Genomic DNA, 20,548 nt, shown 5'->3' on the forward strand with positions numbered 1-20,548 from the left:
CTTTGGGTACAGCAAGTAGCTGATTCAGGTGAAATATGGAAGCTCAACGCTTTGTTTATGATCCAAAATAGCTCTTCGGGAGAAATAGTCCAGTCCTCTTCCAATTGGTATATAGCAGCATTGGCTTCATTTGTTGGGCTTATGGCTATTATTTCGATCTTTCAATACAGAAATCACGGCAGGCAGATGATGATCAATATGGTTAATTCCCTGTTTATGGTTGGTTTGGTGGCGATTGTTTTCTTGACTACCAATGGTATAAATAAGGAAATCGGAGCAGAGGATAATGGTTCATATCAAATTGGTTTTTGGGCAATCCTAGCAGCGATGGTATGTAATATGCTTGCCAATCGATTTATTCGAAAAGACGTCGCTTTGCTGAAATCTGTGGATAGAATCAGATAAAAGAGACGTTAGATTCAAGAATCAAGACATAAGATTTTTGCGAGAGAAGCAATCTTATACCTATTTTAACCAAAAGAGCCAGCAAATCGCTGGCTCTTTTGGTTTGCTGACGTGCTTCTCCAGAAGCAGGTTGTAAGTTTTTTACCAGAATCTAATTCCTACAGTAGGATAGAAGGTTTTGAAATTCTCTGTGGCAATGACTCCGGCTTGGATGGAGATATGTTTGCTTAATTTTCTGTTGTAGTAAGCCTGCATTGTGGTTCCGTTAAAAAGCTGGCTTTTGTTTTCATTGATCAAATAACCTACGCCGAATGTATTTCTTCTTTGTTTTTCTGTGTTCCCAAACTCCCAAGCAAATTCAGCATTTGCAAACCAATTGCTGTTGACTTTTACATTGTTTTCGATTCGTTCGGGAAAATAAATAGTGTTAGTAATGGAGCCACCGAGGGAAAAATTTCTCCAATTCAAATGAGCTCTGAACCCTACAACTGGAGTGAAGTCACCACCTGTGAAATCTAATCCTACAGGAAAAGTCATCTCCAGACTATCCACATAAGGCACGTATTTTTTCTCAATTTGATATTTCACATTCTTCAAAGCAGTAGGCTGAAAGTTTTCTCCTATTCTGTAATAGAGCGTTGTAAATTCAGGATAGTCGGTCGCTTTGCGAAGCAAAGGTTCAAATTCTTCGGTTAGCTCTTCAGCAGTGTGTTCGGTTTTGTTGAAATATAGTACCAAGGCGCTTTCATTTGGAAAGTCAAAAACCAAGGTGTCTGTGATAGGCCAATCCCGATCTAGCCATTCCTGTAGATTCTTTGAGAGGCCGTTTTCAACTTCCTGGCCATAAGTTTGAAAAGCACATAGCAATGCCAGGAAAAGGAACTAATAGTAGTCGTTTCATGATTTTATTTTTAGAAATTTTTAAATGATTACTGTTTGTGGAAATTAATCTTAATCGAGTTTTTAGGTTGATTCGCAAGTCCTAATTGCTGGTTGGAAATATCCTCAGGAGAACTGGACCCAAACTTTGTCTGGAGTTTGCTTTTTTCTTGCATACCCCAAGAAATTCGAACTTTATGAAGTGTTTGTGGAGCTTCAACTTCAGCCACTGGAGGAATAATTAGCTCCGTTACAAATGTGTTTTCAATACTCAAGTCTGCTAAGTTTAGCTCTGGAGTCTCAATCGGAGTAATCGTTTCCCTTTGAATTGAACTTTGCCTAGGTTTTGATAGTAGTGGTGTTTCTGGTTTGCTCACCTCTGGTTTCAAGTTTTCAGATTCTGTTTCGGCTTCCGGGTTTGTATCAGTAGTTTCGATTTCAATTGTAGGCAAACTGACTTCAGTGATCAATGGAGTTTTCACCTCTTTTTCTCCCAATTCAAAATAGGCTATTCCAGAAAAGGCCAAGATTAATGCAATCGCCGCAGCTGCCATTCCATATTTCCAAAGTGGAATTATTGGAGTCTTTTGATCAAGCTCTTTTTCAATTGCCTCCCAAAGATCCGCTTTAGGCATTTTCACAGGAAGATTTGAAATGTGCTCCTTCACCTGCGAATCAAAGTCTTTCCGCTGTTGAATTTTACTCCACAAGTCAGGTTTTGGGCTATATTCTTTCATGCCTGTAGTAGTTTAGTGATGCGCCTTTTCAGAAGCGTTTTCGCGTAGTTCAACTGAGATTTTGAAGTGTTTTCTGATATTCCCAGCATTGAAGAAGCTTCTCTATGTGAATACCCTTCTACTGCCAAAAGAAGAAATACGGCTTTCGCACCAGTTGGTAAACTTTCTATAGCTTGGTCGAGCATCTCAGCATCAAACCAGGAATCGAAATCATCACTTGAATCCATTTCTAAATCTTCAATTGGTTCAAAATGAATTTTCTTTCTGCTCTGCAAAATCGCTTTGCGAATGGTGATCGTTTTCATCCAGGAAAGCAAAGCCTCTGGATGTTTTAAGGAATGGATTTTCTGGAAAATCTCTACATAGGAATCTTGTAAGACATCGTTAGCTTCATCTTCATCATTCACTATTCTATAGCAAGCTGAGTAAAGCATCCCTTTGGTCAATTCAAAGAGCTGAAACTGCGCAGACCTTTCGCCTTTGAGGACGTTTTTGATCAGGTTTGTGTCTAGCTTTTGAAGATTCATAGATTTGGCTTATACTTAAAAGAGTTACCTTAAAGGCAAAAGGTTGGAATGGAACTCAAAGTTTTTTTTCTGACTTATGGCATTTTACAAATTCTTTTCTCACTCAAGGAAATTATGGTAATTTCAAACTCTGCCTTTTGCAAGTATTAACAATCATTCTATGAAACTCGAAACACTCGCTATACACGGAGGAAATATTGTCACGGATTCTGAAAAACCGGTTATACAGCCTATTACGCTGAGCACCACATTTGTGCACCAACCTGAATCTATGATCTATGCAAGGGCAAATAATCCAAATCGCCATGCTTTAGAAAAGCTCTTGGCAGGTCTGGAAAAAGGTGCAGATGCTGCAGCTTTCTCTTCAGGCAATGCGGCGGGAGTTGCGGTGTTCCAAGCCTTAGAGCCAGGTTCGCATGTTATCGCTCCTGATGATATGTATCATGGGTTGAAAAATGCCTTACTCTCTATTTTCAAGGGAGTTTTAGAGGCCACTTTCGTGGATATGACGGATTTGGTGAAAGTCGAGCAAGCTTTCAAGGAAAACACAAAGTTGGTTTGGTTAGAAACACCTTCCAATCCCTTGTTGAAGATTACAGATATAGCTGCAGTTGCAATTTTGGCTAAGGAAAAAGGAGCGATTTTGGCTTGCGATAACACCTTTGCTACCCCTGTTTTTCAAAACCCAATTGATTTTGGAGCAGATATCGTGATGCATTCCAGTACCAAATATTTTGGAGGGCATTCAGATATTCTAGGGGGTGCTTTGATCACCAAAGAAATGGATGAGTTTTGGGAGAAAGTAAAAAATGTGCAGATCGGGGGAGGAGCAGTGCCATCGCCAATGGATTGCTATTACTTATGCAGAAGCATTAAAACCTTGCCTTATCGGATGAAAGGACATGCTGAACACGCTATCGTGTTGGCGAATTTTCTGTCCACACATGAGAAAGTTGAAAAGGTTTATTACCCAGGATTGAAAACGCACCCAGGTCATTTAATAGCAGCCAACCAGATGACAGGTTTTGGTGGAATTCTGTCTTTCCAGGTAAAAGGCAATGCTGAAGATGCAGATCAGGTGATTTCCAAGCTTAAGTATTTTACAAACGCTACCAGTCTTGGAGGGGTAGAAAGTTTGATTGAGCGAAGAGCTGCTTCCGAAGGACCCGATACATTGACTCCTCAAAATTTAATCCGAGTGTCAGTAGGGTTAGAGCATTTATATGACTTGCTGGAAGATATGGAAGAAGCATTACACTAAAAAAAGGTCACTTCAAATAAGGAAGTGACCTTTTTTTGTGCTGTGCTATTATCTTAATTGTACCAATTCCTCAATCGAACATCTACACTTGGAGCGGCTTCATTAACCATGGCTTTGAATTTTTCCACGTCGCTTAATCCATTTGTTCCTCTGTAGTGATATGGGTAAACAATTGTAGGTTTGAATTCAGAAACTGCGCTTGCAGCCTGATTAACATCCATAGTATAAGGCAAATTCATGCACACAAAAGCTACATCAATATTTTTAAGCGCTCTCATTTCCGGAATGTCTTCTGTGTCCCCAGAAATGTAAAATTGTTTTCCGCCAAGATGAACAATGTATCCGTTTCCACGGCCTTTCGTATGTGGAGCTTCAGTGCTTTCAGGCAAATTATACATTGGTAATGCCTCGACCTTAATTCCATTGACAGCTTTGGATTGATTGTTCCCCAAAACTATCAGTTCTTTTCCTGTGCCTGCAGTAAACTTATCTGCTACAGCTTGTGGTGCAATGATGGTCGCACCAGAAAGGTCTAGTCCGTCAAGCGTTTCCTGATTAAGATGATCCCCGTGAATGTCCGTGATCAGCACCAATGTTGGTTTCTTCTGCCCTTCGAAAGCAGCCGCGCCACCATAAGGATCCACATAAATTACTTGGTTATCATGCTCTAATACTAATGTGCCGTGCGTGATAGGATTGATCGTAACATCTCCTTTTTTGGCAGGAATCATGTCTTGCGAAAAAGCACCAAAGGAGATGAATAGAAGGAATATGGTTAGATATTTCATAGTAGTTTAAGATGGGCTTGTTGTCAAATAAAATAAAGAAAAGCTAGGGTAATAGTAGATTCAGGAACATTAGCCAAAGTATCCAACTCCTTTAGCCATTAAGCCAGCTAATAAAGGAATGATAAATAATATCAGAAGTTCTAACCTGAGGAGTATAAAAATTGTTTTTGGGATTTGGACAAATTCATCTTGGTCACCTTTTCCATTTTTGATGAAAAACACAGTGGGATAGATCGACAAAATCCCAATTAAAGCGAAAAGTGTGATTTTGATGTGGAAGATGAAATTGTAAGTATAAAACTCGGTCGGCTTTCCATAACCGCCTAACCAAAGCGTAAGTCCAACAGCCAAAAGGATCAATGCACCCATTCCATAAACTCCATCGATGGTAGCGATTCTTTTGATTTCCTTTCGTGTCAGTTCCTTCTTAAGTAAAAGATGCTCCGAAACCAATGAGCCGACAATTGCAAAAATGCTGATAAAATGAAGGTAGCGAAGAATAATTTCTGGGGTCATGGATATTGGGTTGTTTAGCGCAGTATGTTAAGGCACGGTATGATTCACGGTTATTCATCATTTTACCCATAATATGTCCCAAAAGGGACTATCGATATGGGAGAGATAAGGAAATGGCATTCAAAATAAATTTAGGTTCGAGTTGACTAGATTAAAAATCTATTTGTCAAGTATTAAAATTTTCTCAATTTTCCATTTGCCCCATTAGGGGCAAGCTATGGGTAGAAAAAATAGCTGATGAGTTATTCTGCTGTGCCTTTAGGTACAGCGCTATTCTTCAATTGGTTTGAATATATATCTTTTGTCATAATCGATCTTATGGATTCTAAGAAGTTCCTCATATTCGTCTAAAAAGGACTGTTTTTTATGATGCATTTCTTGATTTTGTATATAACGGATAACCCTTGGAACTTGATCCCTACTGTATGAAAATGCTCCATAACCTGCCTGCCAATTAAATTTCCCATTTACAAATCCGCGAGTATTAATCCATTTTGAAGAATCTTCTTTAAGTTCTTTCATTAAATCTGAAAGAGCTTGGGTTGGCCGAAACCCCATCATTAAATGAATATGATCGGGCATCCCGTTTATTTGCAAAACCTTATGATCATATTTTGCGGCAATTGAAGATAGATATTTGTATAGTTCATCCTTCCAGGATGGATGAACCAAGGAAATCCTGTTTTGCACAGCAAATACTGCTTGAATGTGAATTTGTGTATAGGTGTTTGCCATGACGGAAAATATTAGCGCCGTACCTAAAGGCACGGCAGGATTCACGGTTATTAGTCATTTTACCCATAGTTTGTCCCTAACGGGACTGCCTAAATGGAATAAAGGCAACTACTATTAAAATGGATTTAGGTTCGCAATGATTTGATTAATAACCTTTTTTATCGCGTTATAAAGCTGTTTCAATTTCAGAATTGCCCATTAAGAGCTAACTAAGGCTAGAAAACATAGCTGATGAGTTATTCTGCTGTGCCTTTAGGTACAGCGCTATAAATTTAATTTGAGATTGCTTATTCCTTTTAGCTATTATCAAATTTCAAATTTCATCATTTTAAATTCTCACCCCGCCCAGCCTTCTCTGTCCAGACTTCTATACTGTATCGCTTCGGCCAGATGCTCGACTTTGATTTCCTCAGATCCTGAGATATCAGCAATGGTTCTGGCTACTTTCAGAATTCGATCGTAAGCTCTGGCTGATAATCCCAGTCGCTCCATAGCGGTTTTCAAAAGCATCTTGCCAGCTTCATTGATCTGGCAGATTTGTTTTGTGAGATGCGAAGGCATCATGGCATTACAAAAAACCTCAGGATTTCCTTTAAATCGTTCCTTTTGCTTTTCTCGGCCCTTGATCACTCGCTCCCTTATTTCCTTGCTGGATTCTGTTTTCCTGGTGGAGGTCATCTCGTCAAATTTGACAGGAGTCACTTCTACATGGAGATCAATGCGATCTAACAGCGGGCCTGACACTTTATTCAAATAGCGTTGGACTATGCCTGGTCCGCAAACACATTCTTTTTCGGGATGATTGTAATATCCGCATGGGCATGGATTCATGCTGGCGATGAGCATAAAGTTGGCAGGAAAATCCACCGATACTTTTGCTCTTGAAATGGTAACTCGGCGCTCTTCCAGCGGTTGACGCATGACCTCCAGTACAGTACGCTTGAACTCTGGCAATTCATCCAAAAACAATACTCCATTATGCGCTAAGGATATTTCGCCTGGCTGTGGATTTCCTCCTCCGCCTACGAGCGCTACGTCGCTGATGGTGTGGTGCGGAGATCGAAAAGGCCGATTGGCAAGCAGAGAACCATTTCTGCCCAGCTTTCCCGCAACAGAATGAATCTTGGTCGTTTCCAAAGCTTCTACCAAAGTCAGCGGTGGGAGAATCGAAGGAAGACGTTTGGCAAGCATGGTTTTACCTGCGCCAGGAGGGCCAATCATAATCACATTATGTCCGCCTGCAGCTGCGATTTCCATTGCCCGCTTGATATTTTCCTGACCTTGCACATCCGCAAAGTCAAACTCAATATCATCCAGTGAATGATAAAAAATCTCTCTGGTATCCGTCACCAAAGGTTCAATTTCCAGTTCCCCCATCAGAAAATCCGTGGCTTGCTGCATTGTTTCTACCCCTATAATATCCAAGCTATTGACTATCGATGCTTCTTTGGCATTTTCTACTGGGAGAATAAAACCCTTGAATCCCTTCTTTCTGGCTTCGATAGCAATGGGTAGTACTCCCTTGATCGGCCGGAGATTTCCGTCTAATGAAAGCTCACCCATAATCACATAATCTCCCAAAGTTGGAAATTCCACCTGCTCTGATGCTTGCAAAATTCCCATGGCAATCGGCAGATCATAAGCCGATCCTTCCTTCCTGACATCGGCGGGAGCGAGGTTGATTACCACTTTTTGCCTGGGCATTCTATACCCGAAATATTTTAAGGCACTTTCTACCCGCTGCTGGGATTCCTTCACAGCGGAGTCGGGAAGTCCGACCATAAAGAAACTGGTTCCTTGTCCCACATTCACCTCTATGGTGATGATGTTTGCATCTACGCCTGATACTGCGCTTCCAAAAGTTTTAGCTACCATAACATAAAAATATAAAAAGGAGACCTGTTGGTCTCCTCAATATACTAGTTTGATAAAATTAATATTTCACTTTTAGGTAATATTTTGTCTAGGTGGAATGTTACTTTGGTCAGTTTCCGGTGATGGAGTAGTTGGCCGAGGACTTTGTCTAGTCGGAGCAACTGGGTGTTCGAAGTCGTAAATTTTGGCTTTTAATGCGTGAGTCTCACTTTCCATTTTTTTGATTTGGGAAGAAAGACTGCTGTAGGCAGCATAGCTACTGCCCCAAGCGGCAAGAAAAATAATCAAGCCAATTAAAGTAATCGTCACCATGGAATCTGACGTGATTTCATCCATTCCAAAGACTCCGCCAAGCGTGTCAAAGGCAATGAAGAAAATAAGAAAAGCACCAAAATAGACCAAAAGGGCTATTTGAAGGATTTGGTGAAGTTTTTTCATATGTAAATAATTTGATTTTTAGTGGCTATATGGAATCTCACACGATAGATAATTATCCAGTTTTTATGGTTTAATCGATGTGTTAGATCTCATAAGTATTAACATTAGTTTTAACGAATATACTAAACGGACTGAATACTAGAAAGCTTCTGGTATAAGCCTTCAGTTTGCATTAAGTCAACGTGCGTGCCACGCTGTACAATTTGACCATGCTCGATCACAAGTATCTCATCTGCATGCTGAATTGTGCTTAGTCTATGTGCGATCACCAATGTAGTTCTATTACTCATCAGTTTGGTCAGTGCTTCCTGTACCAAATGCTCGGATTCTGAATCTAAAGCTGAAGTAGCCTCATCAAGAATCAAGATTGGAGGGTTTTTCAATACTGCTCGTGCTATGCTTAGGCGCTGACGCTGTCCTCCGGAAAGCTTGGATCCACGCTCGCCGATACTAGTTTGGTAGCCATCTTCCATTTTTTCGATAAACTCGTGGGCATTGGCAATTGTAGCAGCTTCCATGACCTGCTCTTTAGTTGCTCCTTCTACCCCAAAAGCAATATTATTGAAAACCGTGTCATTAAATAGAATGGATTCCTGCGTCACTATTCCCATTTGGCTGCGCAAAGCATGTAAATCAAACTCCTTTAGATTTTTTCCATCCAGTAAAATTTGTCCTTCTGAAGGATCATAAAATCTTGGGATTAAATCCGCCAACGTGGATTTTCCTCCACCAGAAGGGCCAACAAGTGCAATGGTTTTTCCTCTCGATAAAGTGAAGTTGATGTTTTTCAACACGTTCACATCCTGGTAGGCAAAGCTTAAATTTTTGACTTCAACTGAATTTTCAAAAGAATTCAATATGGCCGGACTTGCAGGGGAACTGATCTGAGTAGGCGTATCTACCACGGTGAAAATCCGCTCGGCTGAAGCGATACCCCGCTGAATACTGCTGACGGCTCGGGAGATTTCCTTGGCTGGATTAAGAACTTGAGTGAAAATAATAATGTAGGTAATAAAGTCAGAAGCTCCCAAATCGGAATTTCCGCTGAGCACCAACCCACCTCCATACACCAAAATTCCGGCAACTACGAACACTCCGAGAAATTGGGATATCGGAGATGCTAATTCGTTTTTGCGAGCCATGTTCACGTTCACTCCTGCGTAATAATCGGTTTCTTTGTCGAATTTTCCCTTCATAAATCGCTCCGCATTGAAAGCTTTGATCACCCGCATTCCTCCAAGTGTCTCGTCTAGGATATTGACGATTCGACCAAGGGATTCCTGACTTTGCACCGCTTTTTTCTTCAGTCTTCTGGTAATCCCACCAATAATAGCTCCCGTGATGGGGATGATCAAAATGGTGAAAATTGTCAGTTTGGGAGACATAAAGAAAAGCACCGAGAAATAGAGAATAATGGTCACAGGCTCACGAAATACAACCCGAAGTGACTGCACAATCGTGTTTTCCACTTCTTGCACATCATTGGTCATTTTCGACATCAGATCGCCTTTGCGCTCATTGGAAAAATAGCCAATGTGAAGTTTACTGACTTGTCCGAAAATATCCATTCTCATGCGCTTGATGACAGTAGCGCGCACTTTTGCCAAAACTACCCCTGCCAAGTAGGTGAAGAGGTTGGAAAGGAAAACTGACGCCACGATGATCGCACACACATAATAAAGTGTTCCCATCTTGCCATATTCCTCAGCTATTTGCAGGAAGTTGTAATTGAAGAGGTGGGAAAAGTATTCGAGTGAGAAATTGAATTCAGGCTTCTCGGAATATTGTGTCAGTGTTGCCGGATCTACTTGTTCGAAAATCACATCGAAAAGCGGCTTCAGCAAGGTGAAATTCAGCAAGCCAAAAACGATGGAAAGAAACGCGTAGATAATATAGGTAGGCACGAATTTTCCGTATGGCTTGGCATAGGAGAGAATTCGTAGATAGGTCTTCATAAACTAATGTTCGTGGAATAATCTCGCAAGTTACGCAAAAATGGCGGTGGAGGTTATCAGTTAATAGTTGTAATCAGGTCGTATGAAGTTCCAGCGGAATGCCAATTGCAGGTATTGGGAGGAGGCTGGACTGTCGAGGTCTTGGGCAGTACGTCTTCTGAAAGTATGGGAAGCATCGATAAAGAAATTATGCCTTAACATATAAGAAGCATTCAGATTAGTTTGAACCACCTTGTTCTCGATACCCTGACCGATCACATTATCAAATAATCCTGTTGGACTTCCTTCCAATCTATTTTTCAAGACATCTCCACCCCAGTTGGTCTCTTCGTCTGGATCTGCTCCATAGAGTTGGTACATGGAAGTGAAAGTCAGGTTCAGTTTTGGGATAGGCTGGTAGCGGAGGATTCCTAGCATTTCCCTGAAATTAGCTCCTCTTGGATGGGTAAGTGGAGTTCTCCAATTGCTGTAGGATTGATAGTCGACTTTTTCCTGAAAGGTATAAGGTCGGGCAGAATTGTATTCAAGCTGAAGATCTAGATTCGAAACCTTGAATAGGTCGATGTATTTGAATCCAGCCTGAAGACCGTATTTATTTCGCTTGGAGTTCTTGCCATCTTGTCCAAAGAATTCTGAAAAGACGAACTCATCCAGTGCAAACTGACCGTAAAGCTGCATGGATGACAAGAAATTCCATTTGTAATCTATCCCGAGCATGACCTTGTCAGGCGTACCGAGTGATTGCTCCACCCAGCGATAAAAGATAATTGGATTATAATAGTTGAAGTCTGCTTTGTCAGTCATCACAGACTCAAAGAACCCAAGGTTAAGGTTTTTGCCTACATTAAAACCAAGTCTGTGAAAGGAAAACCATTTTTGAGGATATCTACCATCCGTAGGTCGCCCTCTATCGTAGTCCACATCTGCAGTCATTTGAGTCCAGATATTGGTCAATTGGAATTTCCACACCTGGGTATTAAGCTTCACAAACATGTAGGGATTGGAAAAGTCGGAAAGCAAAAAGGATCTATAACCTTCGCCGATAAAATTGCGGTCGTGACCAGCTTCTACCTGAATGTGTTTGGTGATGTTAAAACTCACATGGCCAAGTGCTGAGAAGTAAGTGTAGCCGTCTCCATTATATTCCTTCCAAAATCCCTCACCTGGCACCAGCGCCATTGTGCTCAGCGTAGCCTTTCACCCACCTAGGGAAAAATGCCTCCGAAGAAGTGAAGTACGTGTAAAAACCAACTTTCTTATCTATTGATCCGCGAAGCACAACTCCACGCGAAAGGCGATTTGGGTTTCGGTCATTGTCGGGCTCGATCCCACCATTCAAGTACAAAACCGGACTTACGTGGATATCAAACTCATCACTATAATAGTATGCAAAGTCTCCAGGTCTTTTATAAATCGCGTCGAATAAAGGTTTTTCGGAAAGTGGAGTTTCCCTACTTACAAACTCCCAATTATCCTGACTCAGGTAAGCGAGATTGAACTGATCTACACTAGTTCTGATCACCGCGTCATTCGCAATGCTGTCGAGAAAAGCTGCCACATGATCTCTTCGGTAGGGCTTTGCACCAGTGTGGAACACCGGATTATTTTTTCCTTGAAGGATTTCGTACCGCTCGATTTTCTGATAATAATCCCGATCGAAAGGAATGTAACTTCCCTGTGCAGTGACAAAAAGTGGAAGTAGAAATATGCCTAATAGAATAAGCAGTCGAGCGTGTAAAGGTTTTTGCATTGCCTAAATCTAAAAAACATTCCTGAAAATGGAATTCGAATACGGCTAAAGAGAGTTGAAATAGTAGAAATCAGCGTTTTCCAAATGATTGCATCCGTCTAATAGACATTTGGTTACTGCCAGAGGTAGGGGTTTGAATTTGCTTTGAAATTGGAGTTGAATTTTATTTTTGGGCTAAAACGCCTTGATTTGCATACTCAAATCAAGTTTTTAAATCCTTTTGACCAATTGACTTAGAAATACTTGGCAAAGATTTGGTGAGTTTTGTGAAAAAGCCTAGCTTTGTGCCTCATTTGAAAGAGGTACATAATAACTAGCAATAATATGAAAGCTGATATCCATCCAAACTACAGAGACGTCGTTTTCTACGACACTTCTAGCGAGTTTAAATTTCTTACTAAGTCAACTATCGAAACAAGCGAAACTATCACTTGGGAAGATGGCAACGAATATCCTTTGTTTAAGGTCGAAGTGAGCTCTCAGTCTCACCCGTTCTACACAGGTAAGAAAATGATGCTTGATACTGCGGGTCGTGTTGAGAAATTCAACAGAAGATACGCTAAGAAGTAATTCTTCTATATCTCAGGCTAAAAAGTCTCCCGGAGCATGGATTCCGGGAGACTTTTTTATTTTTGCCTCATGGACTCAATTTTATTGTTTGATGACCCTGCTATTCGCGGCTCGTTACTTCCTTTTACTTTTACCCGACCAGTAGCGGAAATCCGCGTAGGGATACTGAAGGTGTCGGAAAAATGGGAAAAGATCACCGGTGCTTCAGTTTCATTTCTGACCCAAGACTACCTTCAAAAGAAATACCCTCGAAAATCTGGAAAAGCGCTGGCTATAAATGGCGCTTGGCTGCCAGACATTAGAAGTCTAGCTGTATTGAAATCCATTACATCAACTCAGGCGCTGTATTTCGGAAAGACCCTGATCGCAACCTATATCGGCGAAACGGAGAAAAATTTAGTGGCAGTGAAGGGCAAAGAAATTGTCCAGCTCGATTTTGAACCCACATTAGTATTGAAGACTTGGAATATTTTCCAGTTTAATGGGGCTGAAATCAAAAAGGATTTTGAGATGCTGACTAAAGGCAGAAAATCTGCGCAGATCACAGATCCTCATACTAAAGTATATTCTCCCGAAAACATCTTCGTTGAAGAAGGGGCAGTCATTAGAGCGGCGATTTTGAATGCAGAAAACGGCCCAATTTACATTGGTAAAAACACCGAGATCCAAGAAGGAGCTTTGATTCGTGGGCCATTTGCGCTTTGCGAAAGCTCTACAGTAAATATGGGAGCTAAAATAAAAGGTGATACCACCGTGGGCCCACACTCCAAAGTGGGAGGGGAGTTATCCAACTCGGTGATCTTTGGCTATAGCAACAAAGGTCACGAAGGGTTTCTCGGCAATTCTGTAATCGGAGAATGGTGTAATATGGGAGCTGACACGAATACCAGCAACCTGAAAAACAATTATTCACCAGTGAAACTCTGGGATTATACCGTTGGGAATTACTCCAATACTGGTTTGCAATTCTGCGGACTCATGATGGGCGATCATTCCAAATGTGGTATTAATACCATGTTCAACACTGGGACAGTCGTGGGTATTGGATCCAATGTGTTTGGTCCAGGATTTCCGCGTAAATTTATCCCTTCATTTGCTTGGGGTGGAGAGGAAGGATTCTCTACCTTTTTGTTCCCGAAATTTCTAGAGACAGCAAAAGCCGTAGTGGCGAGAAGAGGACTTGAGTTGAATGCGGAAGAACAAGAAATCTTACGTATGATTTTCGAAATGTCCAAAAACTATAGAATTTGGGAAACCTCATCCTGATTAATTAATTCATGCAATTCGCAGCTATACCGGGTCTTCCCGAAACCAAATTAAACCTCATCAATGCCGTCAAAAACAATCATTTGGCGCATGCACTGCTATTCCATGGACCGGAAGGCTCCGCTAATCTTACTATGGCATTGGCGCTGTGCACTTATTTGTACTGTGAAAACCCAAGTGATTCAGATTCTTGTGGGACCTGCGCTTCCTGCCAGCGGATGAGTCGATTGGTAATTCCTGATTTGAACTTCGCATTTCCTACAATTGCAAAGGGTAAAGAGGATGAAAAGGAAAAAGAGGACGATGAAAAAACAGATCTATTGACCAATTGGCGAAAGTTTGCTACGGAGCAGCCCTATGGTAATGTCCATGATTTCATCTACTTTAATAATTTTGAAAAGAAGCAGTTAAATATCTCCAAAGGGGCAGCCCGTAAAATCATACAGGCACTTTCACTCATGTCTTTTGAAGGTGGCTATAAGATCATGATGATTTGGTCACCGGAATTTCTTCACCCTTCTGCCGCAAATGCCCTTCTGAAAATTCTCGAAGAACCACAGCCTAAAACGCTTTTTATTTTGGTGACTGGAGCTGCCGATCAGTTGTTGACGACGATACTTTCCAGAACTCAAAAGGTTACGATTCGGGGGTTTTCTGATGAAGAAGTCAAAAGTCATTTGCTCGAGAAGGGACTTTGTGACGAAGCATCTGCAGATCAGATCGCAATGCTAGCAGATGGCAATATGCGTGAAGCCTACCGACTCGTCAGACCAGGTAGAAGATCTCCAGGTCAAAAAAATCAGAGAATGGTTTTTGTCCTGCTACAAAGCTGATTTCAAAAGTATTTTTGGACTTGCGGATGACTTTCACAAGTCGGATAAAGAAGCCCAAAAATCACTTTTACTCACAGGATTAAACGTACTTCGAGAGATTTTGCTGAAAAATGTAGGGTTGGAGGAGTTGCTACGTACGCATGACGAGGATCGTAAATTCGTCAATAATATTTCCGGTAAGATCCTCAAGGAGGAGCATGTAGGGAAATTATATGGTGATTTCAATACTGCTCATTATCATTTGGAACGAAACGGTAACGCCAAATTCATCTTCACAGATCTATCGATGAATGTGACCAGATTGATGGCGAAAATAAGCTGATATGGAGCAAAAAGTAATTGGTAGAAAAGAGAAAGTATCACTTCCTGATTTAGGACTGTCGCTGGTTTGGGCCAAAGTCGATACCGGAGCCTACACAAGCAGTATTCATGCGGAGAATTTGGAAGTATTAGAGGTAAATGGAAAGCGAGTTCTGCAGTTTCAGCCACTTCTTCCCGGGCATAAATCTTATACCGGCGAGATAGTTACCTTTGAAGAGTTCAGAGAGAAAAAAGTAAAAAACTCCTTCGGTCATGCTGAGGTTCGTTATTTGATCGAGACTACCTTTGAGCTGGCTGGAGAAAGTTACTCGGCGGAGTTCACACTATCCGATCGGTCGAGTATGAGAAATGCGATTCTTCTCGGTCGGAAAATACTCAAAAATCGCTTCCTTGTAGATGTATCCAAAATCAATTTGGCTAAACCTTATCGGAACAAATAATCAAAGTCAGATTTACCTAACAATCCTTGCTGAAAGCTCCAATTACCTAAAAATTTTCTCTATGAAATCGAGCATAATTCCAGCGATATCCAAAGAGATGCTTATCCATTGCGAGATACTCCCGAAAAAAAAAACGAGACAGGCTATCTGACCATAAATAATCAATTATTAACAGATGAAAATTGCAATCCTTTCCACAAACCCAAATTTATATTCCACCAAGCGCCTGCTGGAAGCGATTAAAGCAGCAGGCCACGAGGGAATAATCGTCAATCATAGCATCTGTGATTTGATTCTTGAGCAAGATGGTCCGTCCATTATTCATAAAGGAGAAAAAGTACTGGGAGTAGATGCCGTTATTCCTAGGATCGGTGCTTCAGTTACTTTTTACGGAACGGCAGTGGTTCGTCAATTTGAGTTGATGGGCACTTTTTCTGTGGTGAATTCTCAAGCCATCGTCCGTAGCAGAGATAAATTGCGTAGCCTTCAGATCATGTCTAGTGCAGGACTTGGTATGCCCAAAACAGCCTTTACTAATTTCTCCAAAGGAGGAGAAAAACAAATTATCGAGCATGTCGGTGGAGCGCCCTTGATCATCAAATTATTAGAAGGAACGCAAGGACTTGGGGTAGTTTTGGCAGAAACGCGAAAAGCGAGCCAGTCCGTTATTGAAGCATTTCATGGATTGAAGGCAAGAATTATCGTTCAGGAATTCATCAAGGAAGCCAAAGGAGCAGATATTCGAGCTTTTGTGGTGAATGGGAAAGTAGTCGGAGCGATGAAGCGCCAAGGAGCTGAAGGGGAGTTTCGTTCCAACCTTCACCGAGGTGGCAAGGCAACTGTCATCAAATTAAGCCGGGCTGAGAAAGCTGCTGCCTTAGCTGCTGCCAAATCACTTGGCTTGGATGTGGCAGGAGTTGATATGCTTCAATCTGCCCGAGGCCCGCTGATTTTGGAGGTGAATAGTTCCCCCGGACTAGAAGGAATAGAGAAAGCTACGGGCATCGATGTCGCTGGATCCATAATAAAATTCATAGAAGAAGGCGTAAATAAGCGTCCATTAAAGATTTCGAGTCAATGAGTCAAGTAGTAAAAATAGGCACCAGAGGAAGTAAGTTAGCACTTTGGCAGGCTTATCATGTGGAGGAGCTTTTGCAAAAAGCCGGGCTGGAATCAGAGATAGTGATCATTGATACGAAAGGTGATCAAGTCCTTGATGTTTCCATTGCGAAAATTGGCAGTAAAGGTGTTTTTACGCAGGAATTGGAAGATCAATTGCTGGATGGCCGGATCGATATAGCCGTTCATAGTGCAAAGGACATGCAGTCTAATTTGCCAGAAGGCTTTGAAATCATTGCTTTCACCGAGCGGGAAAAGGAAAACGATGTGCTTGTCTCTCATGACAAATCCGTTTCTCTTAAGAAGGATGTTGTATTAGGAACTTCTTCCACTCGCCGCGTTTCTACGTTGAAGCATTTTTACCCACATGTGAAGACAGTGGAGGTTAGGGGGAATCTACAGACTCGAATCCGCAAAATGGAGGAGGGACTTTGTGATGCCTTGTTACTTGCTTATGCAGGTGCGCATCGCATGGAATATGACCATATGATCGTGGCGGAATTGGATTTGGATGAATTTACTCCGGCAGTCGGGCAAGGATCTGTTGCCATCGAAGTGGCCACCATACTTGATTCGGAATTGAAGTCAAAAATCGCTGCTGCTTGTAATCATCAAGAGACCTCCTTTCGGCTTCGTGCTGAGCGAGCTTATCTGAGAATTTTGGAAGGGGGTTGCAGCATACCGGTTTTTGCGCTAGCAAATATTACAAAAGACCAGCTTAGCCTAAAAGGCGGGATTGTGAGCTTAGACGGCAAAGAGCGGATTTCTATTGTCGTAAATGGAGATGCCAGCCAGCCAGAAAAGTTAGGACAGGAACTTGCTGACCAAGTTTTTGCCGCAGGCGGAAAAGTCATATTAGATCAAATTAAATCAACCTTAAATAAATGAGATTCCTAAGAACCTTACTTTTTCTCTTTTTTTGTGCCTGCTTCTTTTCCTGTGCTGGAAGCAAAGATTACTTAGTCACCATCAAGACTAGCCACGGGGATATCGTGGCAGTACTCTTTGACGATACTCCTGAGCACAAATCCAATTTTATAGAATTGGCTGAAGCGGGAAGATTTGACTCCACAGAATTTCAGCGAGTGATGAAGAACTTCATGATTCAAGGTGGTGATGTGTTTACGAAGGAAAATCTTCCTCCCCAGGAGTGGCCGACTTTGCCAGCTGAGATCAGACCTAAGTATTATCATAGAAAGGGGATGATTGCTGCGGCAAGACAGCCAGACTCTGTTAATCCTGAGCGACGCTCAAATGGTTCGCAATTTTATATCACTATAGGGAAGGTTTATGACGAACTGGAATTGACTACTGATATGAAGGAGCTTCAGAAGTCGCTGATGAAATACATGGAGCTGGGCAGTCAGGCAGAATTGAAGAATGAATACATCCGCCTTTACAATGAGCAGAAGTATGATAGTTTGACTACAATGATCCTTTCCATGAGAGATGAATTAGAGTCCTCTCTGAATGTGAATTTGACGAAGGAATTTACCAAAGAGCAAATTGAAGCATATACCACCGTAGGTGGAGTGCCTCATTTGGATAAGGAATACACCGTTTTCGGAGAAGTGATCCAGGGGCTGGAAGTGGCTGAAGAGATATCTAATGTGGCTACTAACACCAGAGATAAGCCAATTGAGACAGTTTATATGACGGTGAAAGTAGAGAAAATGTCCCGTAAGAAAATTGAAAAAGACTATGACTACAGCTTCCCAGATGACAAGTAAAAAGAAAGTATTTATCACTGGAGCGAATGGATTACTTGGACAGAAACTTGTCGCTCAATTGGTGGAAAAGGGAGCCATTCAGGTGTTTGCTAGTGGCAAAGGAGAATGCAGGCTGCCAGGTGAAGGCTTCGAATACGTTTCAGTTGATATCACCGATGAGTCTAGCGTGGAAAAAGCGCTTGGCGAGATCAAGCCGGATGTAATTATTCATGGTGCTGCAATGACTCATGTGGATCAGTGCGAATTGAACCAAGAAGCTTGCTACGATGCCAATGTCAATGCGACTGCTTATTTGATTAAGGCTGCAGAAGTGGCAAAAGCTCATTTTATTTTTGTTTCCACAGATTTCATTTTCTCAGGAGAAGAAGGGCCATTGGATGAAAATGCTGAAGCTGCTCCAGTAAATTACTACGGAGAGACTAAGCTCCAAGGGGAACAGCTGGTGATGGCTTGCAAAACCAAATGGTCGATTGCACGAACCGTTTTGGTTTTTGGGATAGCTCACGATATGAGCCGGACGAATATTATTCTTTGGGTGAAATCTTCTTTGGAAGCTGGAAAAGAGATTCAGGTTGTGGATGACCAATTCCGTACGCCAACCCTTGCTGAGGATTTGGCGACAGGATGTATTTTGATAGCTGAGCAAGAAGCGGAAGGCATATACAATATTTCTGGGCCCGACTTTTTGACACCTTATGAAATGGCAAATATCACCGCCGATTACTTTGGGCTGAACAAAGATTTAATCAAACGAGCAGATTCAACCACCTTTACTCAGCCAGCAAAAAGACCTTTAAAAACGGGATTTATCATCACAAAAGCTCGGGAAGAGCTTGGTTTTGAACCGAAAAGTTTCCGAACGGCAATTGGTATTTTGGCAAAACAAATTATCTTAGCCCGCTCTTAAAATGCAGTTTATTTACCCTAATTTAACTTTAAAATAATTTATGGCAGCAATCAACGAAACCGAAGAAAGAGGCGAATTTGGTTCTAGTTTAGGATTCATAATGGCCGCAGCCGGTTCTGCCGTAGGTCTTGGGAACATTTGGAGATTCCCCTATTTAGTGGGTGAAAATGGAGGTGGCGCCTTTGTATTTGTTTACATACTGTGTGTGCTTTTTATCGCGCTCCCGCTACTATTTAACGAAATAGCCCTAGGAAGAAAATCCGGTAAAAACCCAATCGGAGCTATACGAGACACTGGTGGAAATAAATTTTGGCAGCTTGCAGGCGTTCTCTGTGTGCTAGTATGTTTTTTCGTTTTTAGTTACTATTCAGTTATTGCTGGTTGGACTGTAGGCTATATTATCACAGAAATCATCAATGTTCCAGTTGACTTTGCGGAGTTTGTGGAGACACCGCTGTATGTGATTCCATTGACATTTTTGTTCATATTAATGACCATCCTTATTGTCTTGGGTGGAGTGTCTGGAGGTATTGAGAAAGCATCTAAATTCTTGATGCCAGTACTCTTTATTATCATCATTTTCATTGCTGGCAGAGCAGTTACCTTGGAAGGCGCAGGAGCTGGTATCGAGTACTATTTAAAGCCAGATTTCAGTAAAATTAATGCAGCTGTTATACTTCAGGCACTTGGTCAAGCTTTCTTTTCCATGTCGGTAGGTTGGGGTTTGATGATCACATTTGGTTCTTATTTACCTAAGAAGTCTAACATTATACAATCTGCAGGATGGATTGCAGGTATGGATACATCAGTTGCCTTATTGGGTGGTTTGATGGTGTTTCCAGCGCTATTTGCATTGCTTCCTGGAAAAGATCCAGCTGCAGGTCCAGCATTGGTTTTCGATGTGTTGCCAAAAGTATTTGCCGCAATGCCAGGCGGACACGTAGTAGGAGCCTTGTTCTTTATTCTTCTGATGGTAGCAGCATTGACCTCTACTATATCTATGCTTGAGGTGCCAGTAGCCTATATGATCGATGACAGAAAGTGGGGTAGAAAAAAAGCAACTTGGACTATAGGTTTGGCTGCCATGGCGCTTTCTGTTCCATCTGCGTTGTCTCAGATTCCAGGCACTTTCTTTAATTCACTTCATATTAATTTCTTTGGCAATAGGCTCGAAGGTTTCTTCGGCATCATGGATTTTGTGTTTGGTACGTTTGCGGTGATCGTGATTTGTTTGATGCTGGCGCTTTACACAGGCTGGGCTTCGAAAATCTCTGATTATGCGGATGAGTTGAGATTGGGAGCTCCTAGTTTCAAAGGTCCTTTCAGAGCAGGTTGGATGTTCTTCGTCAAGTGGATTTGTCCTATCGTAATTATTCTACTTATTCTGAATATGGTTGGCTTATTTGGTACTGCTCAGGCAGCCTAAGTGCAATACATTCATATAGAAATTGAAAAGGAAGTCTTCGGGCTTCCTTTTTTTATTTATGATACCATCT

23 protein-coding genes are annotated in these 20,548 nt (G+C 41.6%); 12 read left to right on the forward strand and 11 right to left on the reverse strand.

Annotated elements, in window-relative coordinates; translation table 11 throughout:
• On the forward strand, positions 1 to 405 hold a 405-nt coding region (locus AC0L6R_RS22045; RefSeq protein WP_473273170.1), incomplete at its 5' end, for a DUF4293 domain-containing protein.
• A gap of 141 nt (positions 406 to 546) precedes the next feature.
• On the opposite strand, the gene AC0L6R_RS22050 is transcribed toward AC0L6R_RS22045, so the two are convergent.
• The 3 genes from AC0L6R_RS22050 to AC0L6R_RS22060 form a co-directional block, all read right to left on the reverse strand.
• Positions 547 to 1,272 carry a hypothetical protein gene (locus AC0L6R_RS22050; RefSeq protein WP_473273171.1) on the reverse strand — a complete coding sequence of 242 codons (726 nt, stop codon included), beginning with the start codon at positions 1,270 to 1,272 and terminating at the stop codon, positions 547 to 549.
• A gap of 62 nt (positions 1,273 to 1,334) precedes the next feature.
• Positions 1,335 to 2,021 (reverse strand): hypothetical protein, encoded by a 687-nt coding sequence (locus AC0L6R_RS22055; RefSeq protein ID WP_473273172.1) that lies wholly within the window; start codon positions 2,019 to 2,021, stop codon positions 1,335 to 1,337.
• Complete coding sequence (locus AC0L6R_RS22060) at positions 2,018 to 2,548, reverse strand: RNA polymerase sigma factor (protein WP_283414802.1); 531 nt, start codon at positions 2,546 to 2,548, stop codon at positions 2,018 to 2,020. Before AC0L6R_RS22060 ends, AC0L6R_RS22055 begins: the two co-directional genes overlap by 4 nt.
• 160 nt (positions 2,549 to 2,708) lie before the next feature.
• Between AC0L6R_RS22060 and AC0L6R_RS22065 the strand changes: the two genes are divergently transcribed.
• Complete coding sequence (locus AC0L6R_RS22065; RefSeq protein ID WP_473273173.1) at positions 2,709 to 3,809, forward strand: trans-sulfuration enzyme family protein; 1,101 nt, start codon at positions 2,709 to 2,711, stop codon at positions 3,807 to 3,809.
• 53 nt (positions 3,810 to 3,862) lie between these two features.
• Here AC0L6R_RS22065 and AC0L6R_RS22070 read toward each other — a convergent pair whose 3' ends face one another.
• From AC0L6R_RS22070 to AC0L6R_RS22105, 8 genes are all read right to left on the reverse strand, one after another.
• Positions 3,863 to 4,597: an MBL fold metallo-hydrolase gene (locus AC0L6R_RS22070; protein WP_473273174.1), complete on the reverse strand. Its 735-nt coding sequence runs from the start codon at positions 4,595 to 4,597 to the stop codon at positions 3,863 to 3,865.
• 69 nt (positions 4,598 to 4,666) lie between these two features.
• Positions 4,667 to 5,113: a DUF2214 family protein gene (locus AC0L6R_RS22075; RefSeq protein WP_473273175.1), complete on the reverse strand. Its 447-nt coding sequence runs from the start codon at positions 5,111 to 5,113 to the stop codon at positions 4,667 to 4,669.
• 270 nt (positions 5,114 to 5,383) lie between these two features.
• Positions 5,384 to 5,848: an IS200/IS605 family transposase gene (gene tnpA, locus AC0L6R_RS22080; protein WP_283414860.1), complete on the reverse strand. Its 465-nt coding sequence runs from the start codon at positions 5,846 to 5,848 to the stop codon at positions 5,384 to 5,386.
• 336 nt (positions 5,849 to 6,184) lie between these two features.
• The gene (locus AC0L6R_RS22085) at positions 6,185 to 7,723 is read right to left on the reverse strand and encodes a YifB family Mg chelatase-like AAA ATPase (protein ID WP_283414806.1); all 1,539 of its coding nucleotides are present in this window, start codon (positions 7,721 to 7,723) and stop codon (positions 6,185 to 6,187) included.
• Between the two features lie 72 nt (positions 7,724 to 7,795).
• Entirely contained in the window at positions 7,796 to 8,161 is a 366-nt protein-coding gene (locus tag AC0L6R_RS22090; RefSeq protein WP_473273176.1) for a hypothetical protein, read from the reverse strand.
• Between the two features lie 122 nt (positions 8,162 to 8,283).
• Positions 8,284 to 10,116 (reverse strand): ABC transporter ATP-binding protein, encoded by a 1,833-nt coding sequence (locus AC0L6R_RS22095; protein ID WP_473273178.1) that lies wholly within the window; start codon positions 10,114 to 10,116, stop codon positions 8,284 to 8,286.
• A 60-nt stretch (positions 10,117 to 10,176) separates the two neighbouring features.
• The gene (locus AC0L6R_RS22100; RefSeq protein ID WP_473273179.1) at positions 10,177 to 11,295 is read right to left on the reverse strand and encodes a hypothetical protein; all 1,119 of its coding nucleotides are present in this window, start codon (positions 11,293 to 11,295) and stop codon (positions 10,177 to 10,179) included.
• Positions 11,276 to 11,866 carry a hypothetical protein gene (locus tag AC0L6R_RS22105; RefSeq protein ID WP_473273180.1) on the reverse strand — a complete coding sequence of 197 codons (591 nt, stop codon included), beginning with the start codon at positions 11,864 to 11,866 and terminating at the stop codon, positions 11,276 to 11,278. The genes AC0L6R_RS22100 and AC0L6R_RS22105 overlap by 20 nt, the downstream gene beginning before the upstream one ends.
• A 324-nt stretch (positions 11,867 to 12,190) precedes the next feature.
• Here AC0L6R_RS22105 and AC0L6R_RS22110 point away from each other — a divergent pair, with 324 nt between their 5' ends.
• From AC0L6R_RS22110 to AC0L6R_RS22155, 10 genes are all read left to right on the forward strand, one after another.
• Positions 12,191 to 12,436, forward strand: a complete 246-nt coding sequence (locus AC0L6R_RS22110; RefSeq protein ID WP_091695367.1) for a type B 50S ribosomal protein L31 — start codon at positions 12,191 to 12,193, stop codon at positions 12,434 to 12,436.
• A gap of 69 nt (positions 12,437 to 12,505) precedes the next feature.
• A complete protein-coding gene (locus tag AC0L6R_RS22115; RefSeq protein WP_473273181.1) occupies positions 12,506 to 13,702 on the forward strand; it encodes a GlmU family protein in 1,197 nt (398 codons plus the stop codon).
• Positions 13,703 to 13,713: 11 nt separating this feature from the next.
• Positions 13,714 to 14,535 (forward strand): DNA polymerase III subunit, encoded by an 822-nt coding sequence (locus AC0L6R_RS22120; RefSeq protein WP_473273183.1) that lies wholly within the window; start codon positions 13,714 to 13,716, stop codon positions 14,533 to 14,535.
• Positions 14,516 to 14,857 carry a hypothetical protein gene (locus AC0L6R_RS22125; RefSeq protein ID WP_473273185.1) on the forward strand — a complete coding sequence of 114 codons (342 nt, stop codon included), beginning with the start codon at positions 14,516 to 14,518 and terminating at the stop codon, positions 14,855 to 14,857. The genes AC0L6R_RS22120 and AC0L6R_RS22125 overlap by 20 nt, the downstream gene beginning before the upstream one ends.
• Before the next feature lies 1 nt (position 14,858).
• Positions 14,859 to 15,296, forward strand: coding sequence for an ATP-dependent zinc protease family protein (locus AC0L6R_RS22130; RefSeq protein ID WP_283414812.1), 438 nt, complete (start codon positions 14,859 to 14,861; stop codon positions 15,294 to 15,296).
• A 175-nt stretch (positions 15,297 to 15,471) separates the two neighbouring features.
• Positions 15,472 to 16,377, forward strand: a complete 906-nt coding sequence (gene rimK / locus AC0L6R_RS22135; RefSeq protein ID WP_283414813.1) for a 30S ribosomal protein S6--L-glutamate ligase — start codon at positions 15,472 to 15,474, stop codon at positions 16,375 to 16,377.
• Positions 16,374 to 17,303, forward strand: coding sequence for a hydroxymethylbilane synthase (gene hemC, locus AC0L6R_RS22140; protein ID WP_473273187.1), 930 nt, complete (start codon positions 16,374 to 16,376; stop codon positions 17,301 to 17,303). The genes rimK and hemC overlap by 4 nt, the downstream gene beginning before the upstream one ends.
• Positions 17,300 to 18,145: a peptidylprolyl isomerase gene (locus tag AC0L6R_RS22145; protein WP_473273188.1), complete on the forward strand. Its 846-nt coding sequence runs from the start codon at positions 17,300 to 17,302 to the stop codon at positions 18,143 to 18,145. Before hemC ends, AC0L6R_RS22145 begins: the two co-directional genes overlap by 4 nt.
• Positions 18,117 to 19,052 (forward strand): SDR family oxidoreductase, encoded by a 936-nt coding sequence (locus tag AC0L6R_RS22150; protein WP_473273189.1) that lies wholly within the window; start codon positions 18,117 to 18,119, stop codon positions 19,050 to 19,052. Before AC0L6R_RS22145 ends, AC0L6R_RS22150 begins: the two co-directional genes overlap by 29 nt.
• A gap of 40 nt (positions 19,053 to 19,092) precedes the next feature.
• Complete coding sequence (locus tag AC0L6R_RS22155; protein WP_283414817.1) at positions 19,093 to 20,478, forward strand: sodium-dependent transporter; 1,386 nt, start codon at positions 19,093 to 19,095, stop codon at positions 20,476 to 20,478.
• Positions 20,479 to 20,548: the final 70 nt, after the last annotated feature.

The organism is Algoriphagus sp. 10J20-15, from assembly GCF_055809615.1.

Bases quoted from the DNA above. Each gene is read 5' to 3' on its own strand.
- AC0L6R_RS22075 (WP_473273175.1), bottom strand. From the start codon at position 5,113: ATGACCCCAGAAATTATTCTTCGCTACCTTCATTTTATCAGCATTTTT.
- AC0L6R_RS22085 (WP_283414806.1), bottom strand. From the start codon at position 7,723: ATGGTAGCTAAAACTTTTGGAAGCGCAGTATCAGGCGTAGATGCAAAC.
- AC0L6R_RS22115 (WP_473273181.1), top strand. From the start codon at position 12,506: ATGGACTCAATTTTATTGTTTGATGACCCTGCTATTCGCGGCTCGTTA.
- AC0L6R_RS22150 (WP_473273189.1), top strand. From the start codon at position 18,117: ATGACTACAGCTTCCCAGATGACAAGTAAAAAGAAAGTATTTATCACT.
- AC0L6R_RS22055 (WP_473273172.1), bottom strand. From the start codon at position 2,021: ATGAAAGAATATAGCCCAAAACCTGACTTGTGGAGTAAAATTCAACAG.
- AC0L6R_RS22095 (WP_473273178.1), bottom strand. From the start codon at position 10,116: ATGAAGACCTATCTACGAATTCTCTCCTATGCCAAGCCATACGGAAAA.
- AC0L6R_RS22130 (WP_283414812.1), top strand. From the start codon at position 14,859: ATGGAGCAAAAAGTAATTGGTAGAAAAGAGAAAGTATCACTTCCTGAT.
- rimK (WP_283414813.1), top strand. From the start codon at position 15,472: ATGAAAATTGCAATCCTTTCCACAAACCCAAATTTATATTCCACCAAG.
- AC0L6R_RS22100 (WP_473273179.1), bottom strand. From the start codon at position 11,295: ATGGCGCTGGTGCCAGGTGAGGGATTTTGGAAGGAATATAATGGAGAC.
- AC0L6R_RS22060 (WP_283414802.1), bottom strand. From the start codon at position 2,548: ATGAATCTTCAAAAGCTAGACACAAACCTGATCAAAAACGTCCTCAAA.
- AC0L6R_RS22120 (WP_473273183.1), top strand. From the start codon at position 13,714: ATGCAATTCGCAGCTATACCGGGTCTTCCCGAAACCAAATTAAACCTC.
- AC0L6R_RS22065 (WP_473273173.1), top strand. From the start codon at position 2,709: ATGAAACTCGAAACACTCGCTATACACGGAGGAAATATTGTCACGGAT.
- AC0L6R_RS22110 (WP_091695367.1), top strand. From the start codon at position 12,191: ATGAAAGCTGATATCCATCCAAACTACAGAGACGTCGTTTTCTACGAC.
- tnpA (WP_283414860.1), bottom strand. From the start codon at position 5,848: ATGGCAAACACCTATACACAAATTCACATTCAAGCAGTATTTGCTGTG.
- AC0L6R_RS22145 (WP_473273188.1), top strand. From the start codon at position 17,300: ATGAGATTCCTAAGAACCTTACTTTTTCTCTTTTTTTGTGCCTGCTTC.
- AC0L6R_RS22070 (WP_473273174.1), bottom strand. From the start codon at position 4,597: ATGAAATATCTAACCATATTCCTTCTATTCATCTCCTTTGGTGCTTTT.
- AC0L6R_RS22090 (WP_473273176.1), bottom strand. From the start codon at position 8,161: ATGAAAAAACTTCACCAAATCCTTCAAATAGCCCTTTTGGTCTATTTT.
- AC0L6R_RS22105 (WP_473273180.1), bottom strand. From the start codon at position 11,866: ATGCAAAAACCTTTACACGCTCGACTGCTTATTCTATTAGGCATATTT.
- AC0L6R_RS22155 (WP_283414817.1), top strand. From the start codon at position 19,093: ATGGCAGCAATCAACGAAACCGAAGAAAGAGGCGAATTTGGTTCTAGT.
- hemC (WP_473273187.1), top strand. From the start codon at position 16,374: ATGAGTCAAGTAGTAAAAATAGGCACCAGAGGAAGTAAGTTAGCACTT.